General features: G+C 60.1%; 10 protein-coding genes. 7 read left to right on the forward strand and 3 right to left on the reverse strand.

Annotation, left to right across the window (positions count from 1 at the left end; translation table 11 throughout):
* Positions 1 to 5 precede the first annotated feature (5 nt).
* From ACA070_RS25465 to ACA070_RS25475, 3 genes are all read right to left on the reverse strand, one after another.
* Positions 6 to 1145: a transporter substrate-binding domain-containing protein gene (locus tag ACA070_RS25465; RefSeq protein WP_497448820.1), complete on the reverse strand. Its 1140-nt coding sequence runs from the start codon at positions 1143 to 1145 to the stop codon at positions 6 to 8.
* Positions 1146 to 1287: 142 nt separating this feature from the next.
* Positions 1288 to 1545, reverse strand: a complete 258-nt coding sequence (locus ACA070_RS25470) for a hypothetical protein (RefSeq protein ID WP_028620828.1) — start codon at positions 1543 to 1545, stop codon at positions 1288 to 1290.
* A 200-nt stretch (positions 1546 to 1745) separates the two neighbouring features.
* Positions 1746 to 2117 (reverse strand): DUF6124 family protein, encoded by a 372-nt coding sequence (locus ACA070_RS25475; protein ID WP_497448821.1) that lies wholly within the window; start codon positions 2115 to 2117, stop codon positions 1746 to 1748.
* A gap of 1118 nt (positions 2118 to 3235) precedes the next feature.
* Between ACA070_RS25475 and ACA070_RS25480 the strand changes: the two genes are divergently transcribed.
* The 7 genes from ACA070_RS25480 to ACA070_RS25510 all read left to right on the forward strand — a co-directional run bounded on the left by ACA070_RS25480 (position 3236) and on the right by ACA070_RS25510 (position 13247).
* Complete coding sequence (locus ACA070_RS25480; protein WP_497448822.1) at positions 3236 to 4396, forward strand: efflux RND transporter periplasmic adaptor subunit; 1161 nt, start codon at positions 3236 to 3238, stop codon at positions 4394 to 4396.
* Entirely contained in the window at positions 4393 to 7494 is a 3102-nt protein-coding gene (locus ACA070_RS25485) for a multidrug efflux RND transporter permease subunit (RefSeq protein ID WP_497448823.1), read from the forward strand. The genes ACA070_RS25480 and ACA070_RS25485 overlap by 4 nt, the downstream gene beginning before the upstream one ends.
* Before the next feature lie 9 nt (positions 7495 to 7503).
* Positions 7504 to 8181, forward strand: a complete 678-nt coding sequence (locus ACA070_RS25490; protein ID WP_077044915.1) for a heavy metal response regulator transcription factor — start codon at positions 7504 to 7506, stop codon at positions 8179 to 8181.
* Positions 8171 to 9535, forward strand: coding sequence for a heavy metal sensor histidine kinase (locus ACA070_RS25495; RefSeq protein ID WP_497448824.1), 1365 nt, complete (start codon positions 8171 to 8173; stop codon positions 9533 to 9535). The genes ACA070_RS25490 and ACA070_RS25495 overlap by 11 nt, the downstream gene beginning before the upstream one ends.
* 327 nt (positions 9536 to 9862) lie before the next feature.
* Entirely contained in the window at positions 9863 to 10087 is a 225-nt protein-coding gene (locus ACA070_RS25500) for a hypothetical protein (RefSeq protein ID WP_497448825.1), read from the forward strand.
* A gap of 246 nt (positions 10088 to 10333) precedes the next feature.
* Positions 10334 to 11602: an OprD family porin gene (locus ACA070_RS25505; RefSeq protein ID WP_497452021.1), complete on the forward strand. Its 1269-nt coding sequence runs from the start codon at positions 10334 to 10336 to the stop codon at positions 11600 to 11602.
* Positions 11603 to 11750: 148 nt separating this feature from the next.
* On the forward strand, positions 11751 to 13247 hold the full coding sequence (locus tag ACA070_RS25510) for a diguanylate cyclase (protein ID WP_497448826.1): 1497 nt from the start codon (positions 11751 to 11753) through the stop codon (positions 13245 to 13247).
* The last annotated feature ends 5 nt before the right edge of the window (positions 13248 to 13252 follow it).

Raw genomic sequence — 13252 nt, forward strand, 5'->3', positions numbered from 1 at the left:
AAAGATCAGTTGGCCGCCATTACCAGACATTCCACTTCGACCTTCGCGTCAGCGACCAGCTTGCCGGCAAATGTGGTGCGAGCGGGTAAGCGGTCCGCCGGGAAATAACTGCGATACACGGCATTCATGGCAGCGAAATCCTTGATATCGGCAAGGATAACCGTGCATTTGGCCACCTGAGCCAGCGACAAACTCTGACGCTGCACTGCGGTGTTCAAATTCTCCATGGCCTGTTTCGTCTGCGCCCGGATGCCGCCCTTCACCAAATCACCATCCGCTCCCAGACCGATCACGCCGGAGAAGTAAACGGTATTGCCGACCTGTACCGCATCGGAAAATGCCAGGCCTTCTTCATTAGGAACGTAGCGTGGCGAGGCCGGAGCAGCCGGTGGCAGGTAACGCTGGGTAATCGCCTGATACTGGCCATTTTGCTTAAGACGCTCAAGCGCCGCGTTCAGGTTATCGCGCAGTGTGGTGTCGCTTTTGCGTACAGCCATGGCCACTCCACTGCCCAGCATCGGATCGTTGAGGGCGGGACCGGCAAAATCGAACATCTGCCCTTGCGGCAGGCTCAATAACGCCTGGGTGATTTCGATGGAGTCCTGCAGGGTCGCATCGATTTCGCCGGCCAGCAGACTGGCAATCAACTGGTCGTTGAACTGAAAACTGCGCACCGTTACGCCCGCTTCCGCCCAGCGCGCCTTGGCGAACGCTTCGCGGCTGGTGCCCGCCAGGACGCCGACACGCTTGCCGTTGAGCGATTGCACATCCGGTTGCAACGACGCGCCCTTGCGCGCCACCAGGCGGCTGCTCAGGGGATAAAGATTATCGGTGAAATCCACCCGCTCGCGACGCGCCGGCGTAGCCGTCATCGGCATGATCACGTCGAAACGGTTGGCTTCAAGTGCCTGAAGGTTGGTGGCGTAATCCTGATCGACCCAGACACAACGGGAATTGAGTTCTGCACACAGTGCATTGCCCAACTCGATGTTCAATCCGACCAGCTCACCTTTGTCGTTACGGCTCTCAAACGGTGGAACGAGGGCTTCGACCCCGAAACGGATCTGCGGATCGACTGCAGAAGATGCGCAGCCGGTTACCAGAGCCATCAGTGACAGCAGAGAAAGGGGTTTAAGCAGAGACATTGGGTAGCCTTCATCAAGGATTCATCGGGCATGAATTCTTGATGAGCGGCTACCGGATTTCCCAGAGGACAAATCGCTGATCCTTGTGGGAACCGTCCCAATGACTGAAGGAACAATTACCGAGCGACAAGCCGTCTGACGGTCAGCGTTTGCCCATCGAACGACGAGTACCAGGAGGCGCCGCCCCCGGCGTCTTGGTATGGCCATTCTTCGCGCCATTCTTGTACCAAGGCTGGCTGGCGTTCTTCGCTGCGGCCAGATCACCCGGTTTGAACGGGAACTTGAACGCAGGGATCGCGGCTTTGGCTTCGCTGTCTGCGCTGGAGTCGACGCTGTCTGGCAGGTCTGCCTGGTCGTCGCTCAAAGCGTCGGCAACCGGCGGTTGTGTCGGGGAAGTCATGAAAGCTCCGGGTGATGCAAAAGAGTCGGGCCCGGTCAGCGAGCCGCGAAAGGCGGCAGTATACCTGTGTCCAGAGCCGCAAGCTTCACGCCGCAAGCGAGTCCGTCGGGTTTTGTGCCAATCGCGAGCAACCCCCGCATCTGTAGGAGCGAGGCTTGCCCGCGAAGAACGATAACGCGGTCAACCAGACCGAACGCTACCTACGCCGGAACCTCAACCCTGTCCAACACCCGATTCACCGCCAACTCCGCCAGCATGATGACCTGCTGAATCGCCAACACCGTATGGCGCTGCGGCCCCACCAGATTCGCCGCAAAATCACTGCTCATCACACTTGCCGACGCCAAAGACTCACAGGCATGAGCCAACAGACTTTCTGAATCAACATCAGGGGCGACCACAAACATCGTGCTCGGGCGGCGGGGTTTCGCGGTGTATGGCTCGGGTGGATCGAGGTAGTAATCGAGGGCGCGTTTTATAGCTTCGCGGTCTTTGATGAGCGCTTCGGTCGGAGTGACCTCGTCGCTGGGAGTGGTGGTGTCGATGGGTGGATCGGGGATTAACTTATCCATACAAATTTCCTTTTGATGTTGGAGCCATCAATTTCCGATCTCACTCGGAGCAGAGGTGGCAGCTATGTGCGGTGTGAGATTACCGGCAAAAGGAACCCGGCCAGACCGAAGTCTGCCCGCACACAGCCGCCATAAAAAACTTGCAGGCAGCGGATAAGCTGGCGGCAATTATGGGGGGCCTTGCGCTGGTTTCCAATTGTTCAGCCGGAATCTCACTCCCGGTCGCTGAGTTTTCAGCGACAGCCAAAGGTTAGAGAACACGCTTCCTACCCGGCAACCTGAAAAATGCGTGGGAAAACGCTGTGTTTTTTACACATCGTTCAACACAAAAATGGAACGCGGAGCGTCCCGGGCGGCATTCCCACGCGGAACGTAGGGAACGATCAATCGGGGACAGCAGAAAGAAATTGGTCGGCTGTCAGGGCGCCATCGCAGGCAAGCCAGCTCCCACAGGGTTTGATACGTATCTGCAAGAGATTGGTCGGCTGTCAGGCCGCCATCGCTGGCAGGCCAGCTCCCACAGGTTTTGGTGCGTATCTGCAAGAGATTGGTCGGCTGCCAGGCCGCCATCGCTGGCAGGCCAGCTCCCACAATGGAGCGGCGTACACCGCCCGCTTCTCACCACTCAACAGGCCGAGCGTTAGCTCGCCTGCAGCTTTTGATCTTGATCTACCCGCCCCGTCGGGAGGCTGAGTGGAGGTGTTCATCTGGGGGGTGGGCGCGTAGCGCCGTGCGGCGAAGCCGCACACATCGAGAGGAGGTCGAAGCGAAGCCGACCGGAGGCGATGCCCCCAGATGAATGCCGGAGCGAAGGAACGCCGAGCCTAGGCGAGGGGCCGGACGTTGGGGCGAAGACCTTTGCTTCCTTTGGGGCGTTTGCCAAAGGGAGTCGCTGTAAGAGCGAAACCGCCAGCAGCCGTTACCGCAGGAACGGATATGTACGCCATCAACAAGAGCTTGGTCGGCTGTCAGGCCGCCAAGGTCAAAAGATCAACCGCCAAGGCCCAAACTGACAGCGCCGTCAGTTAGCAGTCACCTTCCTGACCAGCGAACAGGTTTATAAAGGAAGTTACAAACCCGACCCGACTCCCGACCACCCAGCCCGGCGCCCCACTCGCATGCGAATTCAGAAAAAAACCGCCTTGATCGCAGGTCTGCTGATTGCCCTGGCAGCGGGAGGCACGTGGTACGCCACCAAACCCGCCACCGCCAAACTCGCCGCGCCCACAGCGATCCCGGTCCGGGTCGTCAGCGTCACCGAAAAAGACGTCCCCCGCTACGTCAGCGGCATCGGCTCGGTCCTGTCCCTGCACAGCGTGGTGGTCCGCCCGCAAATCGACGGCATCCTCACCAAAATCCTGGTCAAAGAAGGCCAACTGGTGAACAAAGGCGACCTGCTCGCCACCATCGACGACCGCTCGATCCGCGCCAGTCTCGACCAGACCCGGGCCCAATTGGGCGAAAGCCAGGCCCAACTGCAAGTCGCACTGGTCAACCTCAAGCGCTACAAACTGCTGAGCGTCGACGACGGCGTGTCCAAACAGACCTATGACCAGCAACAAGCCCTGGTCAACCAGCTCAAAGCCACCGCCCAAGGCAATCAGGCGTCAATCGACGCCGCCCAGGTGCAACTCTCCTACACACAGATTCGCTCTCCCGTCACCGGCCGCGTCGGTATTCGCACGGTGGACGAAGGCAATTTCCTGCGCATGACCGACGCCCAAGGCCTGTTCACCGTGACGCAGATCGACCCGATCGCCGTGGAGTTCTCCCTGCCGCAGCAAATGCTGCCCACCCTGCAAGGCCTGATCGGCGACCCACAACGCGCACAAGTGAAGGCCTATATCGGCGCCGACACCGACGGTGAAACCGGCAACCTGCTGGGCGAAGGTCACCTGACCCTGATCGACAACCAGATCAACGCCAACACCGGGACCATCCGCGCCAAGGCTGAATTCAATAATGCCGGGCAGAAACTCTGGCCGGGCCTGCTGGTGACGGTAAAAATTCAGACAGCGTTGGATAAAGATGCGCTGGTGGTCCCGCCCACCGTCGTACAGCGTGGCCTCGATCAACACTTCGTGTACCGGGTGAACGGCGACAAGGTAGAAACCGTCACCGTACAAATGGTCTCCCAGGGCAGCGGTCAGGACATCATCAAAGGCGTGAAACCGGGCGACGTGCTGGTCAGTGACGGCCAATCGCGGCTCAAACCCGGCTCGACCGTGCAAGTGCTGACCGAACCACCGCAAGTGGTGCAATCGGAGTCGAAGCCATGAAGGGCCACGGTTCTGTCTCTGCCTGGTGCATCGATCATCCGGTGGCGACGATCCTGCTGACCTTTGCCCTGGTATTGCTCGGCGTCATCGCCTTCCCGCGCCTGCCGATTGCGCCGTTGCCGGAAGCCGAATTCCCGACCATTCAGGTCGCCGCACAACTGCCCGGCGCCAGCCCCGAGACCATGGCGTCGTCGGTGGCCACGCCGCTTGAAGTGCAATTCAGCGCCATCCCCGGCGTGACCCAGATGACCTCGAGCAGCGCCCTCGGCTCGACCAACCTGACCCTGCAATTCACCCTCGACAAAAGCATCGACACCGCCGCCCAGGAAGTGCAGGCCGCTATCAACACCGCCGCCGGCAAACTGCCGAAAGACATGCCGACCCTGCCGACGTGGCGCAAGGTCAACCCGGCCGACAGTCCGGTGCTGATCCTCAGCGTCAACTCGACGCAAATGCCCGGCACCGAACTCAGCGACCTGGTGGAAACCCTGCTCTCGCGTCAGATCAGTCAAATCGACGGCGTAGGCCAAATCAACATCACCGGTCAGCAACGTCCGGCGATCCGTGTTCAGGCTTCCGCTGACAAACTCGCGGCCATCGGCCTGACCCTGGCGGATATTCGGCTGGCGATTCAGAACACCAGCCTCAACCTGGCCAAAGGGGCGTTGTACGGTGAGTCGAGCATCTCGACGCTGTCGACCAACGACCAGCTATTTCATCCCGAGGAATACAGCCAACTCATCGTTTCCTACAAGGACGGTGCGCCGGTTCACCTGAAGGATGTCGCCAAAGTCGTCAACGGTTCGGAAGATGCCTACGTGCAAGCCTGGGCCGGTGATAAACCGGGTGTGAACCTGGTGATTTCCCGGCAACCGGGCGCCAACATCGTCGAAACCGTGGACCGTATTCAAGCTGCCCTGCCCGGCCTCGAAGCCATGCTGCCGGCCTCAGTGCAGGTCAAGGTGCTGGTCGACCGCACCCAGACCATCCGCGCCTCGCTGCATGAAGTGGAAATTACCCTGCTGATTGCGATCATGCTGGTGGTCGCGGTGATGGCGCTGTTCCTGCGCCAGTGGTCGGCGACCCTGATCGTGTCCGCCGTGTTGGGTGTTTCGCTGGTCGCCAGTTTCGCCTTGATGTACATCATGGGCTTCAGCCTGAACAACCTGACGTTGGTGGCGATCGTGGTGGCCGTGGGGTTTGTGGTCGACGATGCAATTGTGGTGGTGGAGAACATTCACCGTCACCTCGAGGCCGGCGACGGCATGCGCGAAGCGGCGATCAAGGGCGCCGGCGAGATCGGTTTTACCGTGGTCTCGATCAGTTTCTCGCTGGTGGCGGCGTTCATTCCGCTGCTGTTCATGGGCGGTGTGGTCGGGCGGCTGTTCAAGGAATTTGCCCTGACCGCCACCTCGACCATCATGATTTCCGTGGTGGTCTCGCTGACATTTGCGCCAACCCTGGCCGCGCTGTTCATGCGCGCGCCGGTGCATCACGCCCACAGCAAACCCACGTTCGGCGAACGCTTGCTGGCAGGCTATGAAAAACTTCTGCGCCGCGCCCTAGCCCACCAGAAACTGATGATCGGCGTATTTTGCCTGTCGCTGGGCCTGGCGATTGCCGGTTACATCTTTATCCCCAAGGGGTTCTTCCCGGTGCAGGACACCGGTTTTGTCCTCGGCACCACCGAAGCTGCTGCCGACATTTCCTACGGCGACATGGTGAAAAAACACCTGGCGATGGCCGAAATTGTCGCGGCGGATCCGGCAGTCGCGGCGTTTTCCCACTCAGTGGGCGTCTCGGGCAGTAACCAGACCATCGCCAACGGCCGCTTCTGGATCTCCCTGAAAAAACGCGGCGACCGCGACGTCTCGGCCAGCCAGTTCATCGACCGGATCCGTCCGCAACTGATGAAAGTCCCGGGCATCGTGTTGTATCTGCGCGCCGGCCAGGACATCAACCTCAGCTCTGGCCCGAGCCGCGCGCAGTACCAATACGTGCTCAAGAGCAACGACGGCGCGACCCTCAGCACCTGGACCCAGCGCCTAACCGAAAAACTGCGCGCCAACCCGGCGTTCCGCGACATTTCCAACGACCTGCAACTGGGCGGCAGCATCACTCACATCAGCATCGACCGCAGCGCCGCCGCGCGTTTCGGCCTGACTGCCAGCGATGTCGATGAAGCGCTGTACGACGCCTTCGGCCAGCGGCAGATCAATGAATTCCAGACCCAGATCAACCAGTACAACGTGATTCTGGAACTGGACACCAAGCAACGCGGCAAGGCCGAAAGCCTCAATTATTTCTACCTGCGCTCACCGCTGAGCGGAGAAATGGTGCCGCTGTCGGCGCTGGCCAAGTTCGATGCGCCGACGGTCGGCCCGCTGTCCATCGCCCATGACGGCATGTTCCCGGCCGCCAACTTGTCGTTCAACCTGGCGCCCGGCGTGGCGTTGGGCGATGCGGTGATCATGCTCAACCAGGCCAAGGTCGACATCGGCATGCCGGCGGCCATGAGCGGCAACTTCCAAGGCGCGGCGCAAGCATTCCAGAGCTCGCTGGCCAGCCAGCCGTGGCTGATTCTGGCGGCGCTGGTGGCGGTGTACATCATTCTCGGTGTGCTCTACGAGAGCTTCGTCCATCCGCTGACCATCATCTCGACCCTGCCGTCGGCGGGGCTCGGAGCGGTGATCATGCTGTGGATTTGCGGCCAGGACTTTTCGATCATGGCGCTGATCGGGCTGGTGTTGCTGATCGGTATCGTCAAGAAGAACGGCATCCTGATGATCGACTTCGCGCTGGAAGCCCAACGCAAGGATGGCCTGCCGCCGGAAGAGGCGATCTACCAGGCCTGTATCACTCGGTTCCGGCCGATCATCATGACCACCCTCGCCGCCCTGCTCGGCGCGCTGCCGCTGATGCTCGGCTACGGCACCGGCGCCGAACTGCGTCAGCCATTGGGCATCGCGGTGGTCGGCGGCTTGCTGGTGAGCCAGGCGCTGACGCTGTTCACCACTCCGGTCATATACTTGTGGCTTGAGCGGCTATTCCATAGGCCCGAACCTGCGCCCGTACCGGCGTTGGCGACCACAGACTGAGGCGGGGTCATGCGCGTTCTGATTATCGAAGACGAAGAAAAAACCGCGGATTATCTGCACCGCGGCCTGACGGAACAGGGTTACACCGTGGACCTGGCGCGCGACGGCGTCGAAGGCCTGCACATGGCGCTGGAAAGCGACTACGCGGTGATCGTCCTCGACGTCATGCTGCCGGGCCTCGACGGCTTCGGCGTACTGCGCGCATTGCGTGCGCGCAAGCAAACCCCGGTGATCATGCTCACCGCCCGCGAGCGCGTCGAAGACCGCATCAAAGGCCTGCGCGATGGTGCCGACGATTACCTTGGCAAACCGTTTTCGTTCCTCGAACTGGTGGCGCGCCTGCAAGCGTTGACCCGGCGCAGTGGCGGCCATGAACCGGTGCAAGTGAGCATCGCCGACCTGTGGATAGATTTGATCAGCCGCAAAGCCACCCGCGCCGGTACCCGTCTGGACCTGACCGCCAAGGAGTTCTCGCTGCTCAGCGTGCTGGCCCGTCGGCAAGGTGAAATCCTCTCGAAAACCGCCATCGCCGAGATGGTTTGGGACATCAATTTCGACAGCGACGCCAACGTCGTCGAAGTCGCGATCAAACGCCTGCGGGCCAAGCTCGACGGGCCTTTCGACGAAAAACTGCTGCACACGATTCGCGGCATGGGTTATGTGCTGGAGAGCCGCGGTGTCCAGTAACTCGATTGCCCTGCGCCTCAGTGGAATGTTCACGCTGGTGGCGCTGCTGGTGTTCCTGTTGATCGGCTGGGCTTTGTACCAGCAGGTCGATAAAGGCCTGGGTTTGTTGCCTGAGGCTGAGCTGGACGCGCGTTACAGCGTGCTCGAATCCACGGTCGGGCGTTATGGCACGCCCGAGCATTGGGTGAAGATCAACAACAAGCTCAAGCTGCTGGGCGAAGAAGACAAGCGCATCAGTTTCTGGATCATCAGCGGCGATCCGCACTACGAATACGGCAACCTGACACCGCAGATCCGCGCCTTTGCCGAAGGGCCGCTGGGGATGCGCGACATGACGTTGCCGGACCAGCCTTATCCGCTGAAAGTGCTGGTGAGTCAGTTCCCGGCCAAGGATCAACGACCGCCGCTGCGCTTCATGATCGGCATCGACACCGAGACGTTTTTCCAGACCCAGCATCATTTGCTGATCGCGCTGATCAGCCTGGCGATTGTCGGTGTGTTGCTGGCGTCGGCGCTGGGGTATTGGGTGGCGCGGATCGGTCTCAAACCCTTGATCAAGTTGTCTCAGGAAGCCCAGCGCCTGGCACCGCCGTTGCGTTCCGGGCGCTTGCGCTTGTCGCCGTTGCCGCCGGAGCTCAATCAGTTCGTCAATTCGTTCAACTCGACACTGGAGCGGGTCGAGCAGGCCTATTCGCGCCTTGAGTCGTTCAACGCCGACGTCGCCCATGAACTGCGCTCGCCCCTGACCAACTTGATCGGCCAGACCCAGGTCGCGCTGACCCGTGGACGCTCGGCGGAACACTACTTCGAAGTGTTGCAATCGAACCTCGAAGAGCTGGAACGGCTGCGTTCGATCATCAATGACATGCTGTTTCTTGCCAGTGCGGATCAGGGCAGCAAGGCGACCAAACTGACCTCCACCTCGCTGGCCGATGAAGTGGCCACGACCCTGGAATATCTGGATTTCATCCTTGAAGACGCGCAGGTTCAGGTACAGGTCAGTGGTGATGCGCAGGTGCGGATCGAGATCGCTCATCTGCGCCGGGCGTTGATCAATTTGCTGAGCAATGCGGTACAGCACACCGGGCCTGGGCAAGTGATCGAGGTGCGGATCGAGGTTGAGGAGCATCAGGTGAGCATCGGGGTTGCGAATCCAGGATCGCCGATTGCCAGCGAGCATTTGCCGCGGTTGTTCGAGCGCTTTTATCGGGTGGATGCGTCGCGCAGCAACAGCGGGAACAACCATGGGTTGGGTCTGGCGATCGTCAAGGCGATTGCGTTGATGCATGGCGGGGATGTGTTTGTGCGCAGTGATCATGGGATGAATACCTTCGGTATCCATCTCCCCGTCTGACCCAACCCGGCATTTGGACTGCACGCGGTCCCTGTAGCAGCTGCCGAGCAGTGCGAGGCTGCGTTCGGCTGCGAAGCAGTCGTAAACCCCGAATACGCGGTCTATCTGACAGACCGCATCGCCTGATTTCACGACGGCTTCGTCCGACCGCGGCCCGCACCGAACGCAGCCTCGCGCTGCTCGGCAGCTGCTACATGTATTGCGTCGCCCTGGCTACTGTTGCTTTTAGCGCAACAGTCCTTTCATGAATCCGCTCTTTTTCCCCTCTCCAATCCCCCTTATCTTTGCCGCACCAAACAGCACTTGCCAAGCAAGAAGGTTTTAAAGATGTCCAACACTATGGGTATTGCCAGCGCTTTCGTTTTGTCCTCTTTGTTCCTGTCTCCGTTCGCCGTGGCTGAAGAGTCTCAGACTTTCGTCGCGCAAAATGCCGCACGCGCCGCAGCGTATGAAGAGCATCAGATCGAAATGACCGCCAAGGCCCAGGACGCTGCGCAAACCCCTCAAGCGTCCACTTCTGCGACCCAGCCACGGGTTGAGAAAGACAGCTGACCCCGCGTATCCGCTCCGTTTCCCTCGACACTTTTCATCGGCTCTTTCCTTTGAAAAGTTGTCTTCAAAGCCGCTGCTATCAGCGGCTTTTTTTCGTTGTGGTTTAAACGCCGTCCGGTTCGTCTTCCCTGACAAGAAACATTTCGCACTTCAGGACTATGAAGTGCTTAGTTGACCCAAGGAGCTTAACCGCAAGTGCTTTTCCCTCGCCGCTTCACCCCGTTGTTCATTGCAATCGCTGCAACGATGACCGCCAACGCCCACGCCGACGACGAATCCAGCCACGAAGGTTTTGTGGAAGGCTCGAGCCTCAACCTTAATGCCCGCAACTACTATATGAACCGTAACCGTCTGCAGCAGACGGACGACAACATCGAATGGGGCCAGGGTTTCCTTGGCATTTTCGAATCGGGTTTCACCCAGGGCACCGTCGGGTTCGGCGTTGATGCGCACGCCATGCTCGGGCTCAAGCTCGACGGCGGTGGCGGCACGGACGGCTCGAGCATCCTGCCGATCAGCGATGGCAACGGCAAAGCGCCGGGGTCTTTCTCGACGGCGGGCGGCACCCTGAAAATGCGCGCCTTTGATACCGAGTTGAAGGCCGGTGACCTGTTCCTCGCCAACCCGGTGATTGCGGGCGGCGAGACCCGCATGTTGCCGCAGACCTTTCGTGGCGTCAGCCTGACCAACCACAGCTTCGACGGTTTCCTGATTGAAGGTGGCCAGGCAAGCTTCACCAAGCCGTACAACCAGAGCGGTCACACCCGCATCGGCACTTCCTACGGCAGCCTGGCAGACGGTGCCGACAGTCAGCACCTGAACTGGGCCGGCGTGGCCTGGAGCGGTCTGCCGGGGCTGACCAGCAGCCTGTACGCTTCCGAACTCAAGGACATCTGGAACCAGTACTACTACGACCTGGATTACACCTACGCGCTGAACGATCTGGTCAGCCTCAACCCGGGCCTGCACTTCTATCACACGCAAGACACCGGCGATGCGCTGCTGGGCAACATCGACAACAACACGTACAGCCTGCATTTCACCGTCAGCGTGGGCAATCACAGCGTTACCGCGGCGTATCAGCGGGTCAACGGCAACACGCCGTTCGACTACATCAGCCAGGGCGACAGTGTCTTCCTCGACAACTCCCAACAGTATTCGGACTTCAACGGCCCGAACGAGCGCTCGTGGAAACTCAAGTACGCCTACGACTTTGCTGGCCTCGGCCTGCCCGGCCTGACCTCGGCGGTGTCGTACTCCCGGGGCAAGCTGGACCTGACCAAAGTCGATCCGGAAAGCCGCGGTTACGCCTCGTGGTACAGCGCCGACGGCAAAAACGCCAAACACTGGGAACGCGACATCGATCTCAAGTACGTAGTCCAGGGCGGCAAGGCCAAGGATCTGGCGGTACGCCTGCAATGGGCCACCAACCGTGGCGGCAATGGCTACGGCGCGCTGGACCAAGACACCGATGAATACCGGGTGATCGTCGACTACCCGCTCAATGTCTTCTAAGCTTGAAGAAACATAAGGCCAGCACGTTTTGCTGGCCTTTTGTATATAAGGGCCTTATATAGGCGCCCTGAACGCAAACGGCTCCCGGGATTTCTGTCCGATGCTTGCAACCGTACTTTCATAACGCTTATCAGCAGAAGCCAGAGCCATGAGTGTGAGCAACACAAAACCTCACGATCCGATCCGTTCGACCCGGTCGGAACAGCTTCTGGTTCTCGGCAGTTTGCTGCTGGTGATCGCAATTCTGAGCATCGTCGCGTTCCTGCTGGTGCGAGAGCGCGTCAATGCAGAGTTGTCTGCCACGCGCTCGGCGTCCAACATCGTGCAATTGATCGACGCCGACGTGCTGCGCAATGTCGAACTCTATGACCTGTCCTTGCTCGGCCTGATCGCGGCCTCGCAGCGAGAAGACCTCAAGCAAGTGTCTCCCGCCATTCGCCATCTGGCCTTGTTTGACCGCGCCACTGCCGCGCCGTACAAGGGCGACATTTTGTTGCTGGACAACAAGGGCGACGTGATCGCCGACTCAGCCTCGGTGGAGCCCAGGAAGGGCAATTATGCCGACCGCGAGTATTTTCAATCGCACGTGAACAATCGCGACCCGGGCATGTTCATCAGCCGTCCCTTCCGCGCCAGGCAGGCTGAACATGAATGGCGCATCAGCTTCAGTCGCCGGGTCAGCGGCTCACAGGGCGAATTCCTCGGCGTGGCCGAAGCCGCCATGCGCTTGAGTTACTTCGATCAATTGTTCAACAGCCTGAGTATCGGTCGTGACAGCTCGGTCAACCTGATCAGCTCGGACGGTATTCTGTTGGCCCAGGAACCCCGCTTGGCCGAAGAGCTGGTTGGCAAGGACTTCAGCGCCCGCCCCAACTTCCAGCGCATCGTCAAAGAAGGCGACGGCAGCTTCACCGGTGTTTCAAGTCGCTACAAGGACAAACGCCTGTACACGTTCTCCAAGGTGGGCAACTTGCCGTTGATCGTCATCGTTGCCCTCTCCAGTGATGAAGTGTTCGCGTCATGGAAGCGCACGGCGGTGGTGGTCAGCGTTGCGACGATTGCGCTGTGCATCAGCCTGCTTTGGCTGACCTGGCTGTTCTGCCGTGAACTGCGCCTGCGCCACCACGCTGAGCAGGAGCTGGCGCAGCTGGCGGCCACCGACGCCTTGACCGGACTGGCCAACCGCCGAACGCTGGATCAGGCCCTGCGCCATGAATGGTTTCGCGCCCAACGTTCCGGCATGCCGTTGTCGGTGCTGATGATCGATGCCGATCACTTCAAGGCGTTCAACGATCGCCATGGCCATCTGGCCGGCGACGAAGCGCTGCGCTCGTTGGCCAACGTCATCAGCGCCCATGTCCGACGACCGGCGGACCTGGCCGCCCGCTACGGTGGCGAGGAGTTTTCGGTGATCCTGGCGGAAACCGATAGCGCGGGTGCGCGGCAGATTGCTGAATACATTCGCAAGGCTGTCGAGGAGTTGCCGTTGGTTGAGGGTGCCGCTTTGCCGATGACTGTCAGTATCGGGATCAGCACGTGGACGACAGCGACTGATATCAGCCTGGAGAGTTTGCTGTTTGCGGCGGACAAGGCTTTGTATCAGGCGAAGGAAGGTGGGCGGAATCGGGTGGTCGCCACAGCTTGAAATCT

Source organism: Pseudomonas sp. LBUM1678 (genome assembly GCF_059695575.1).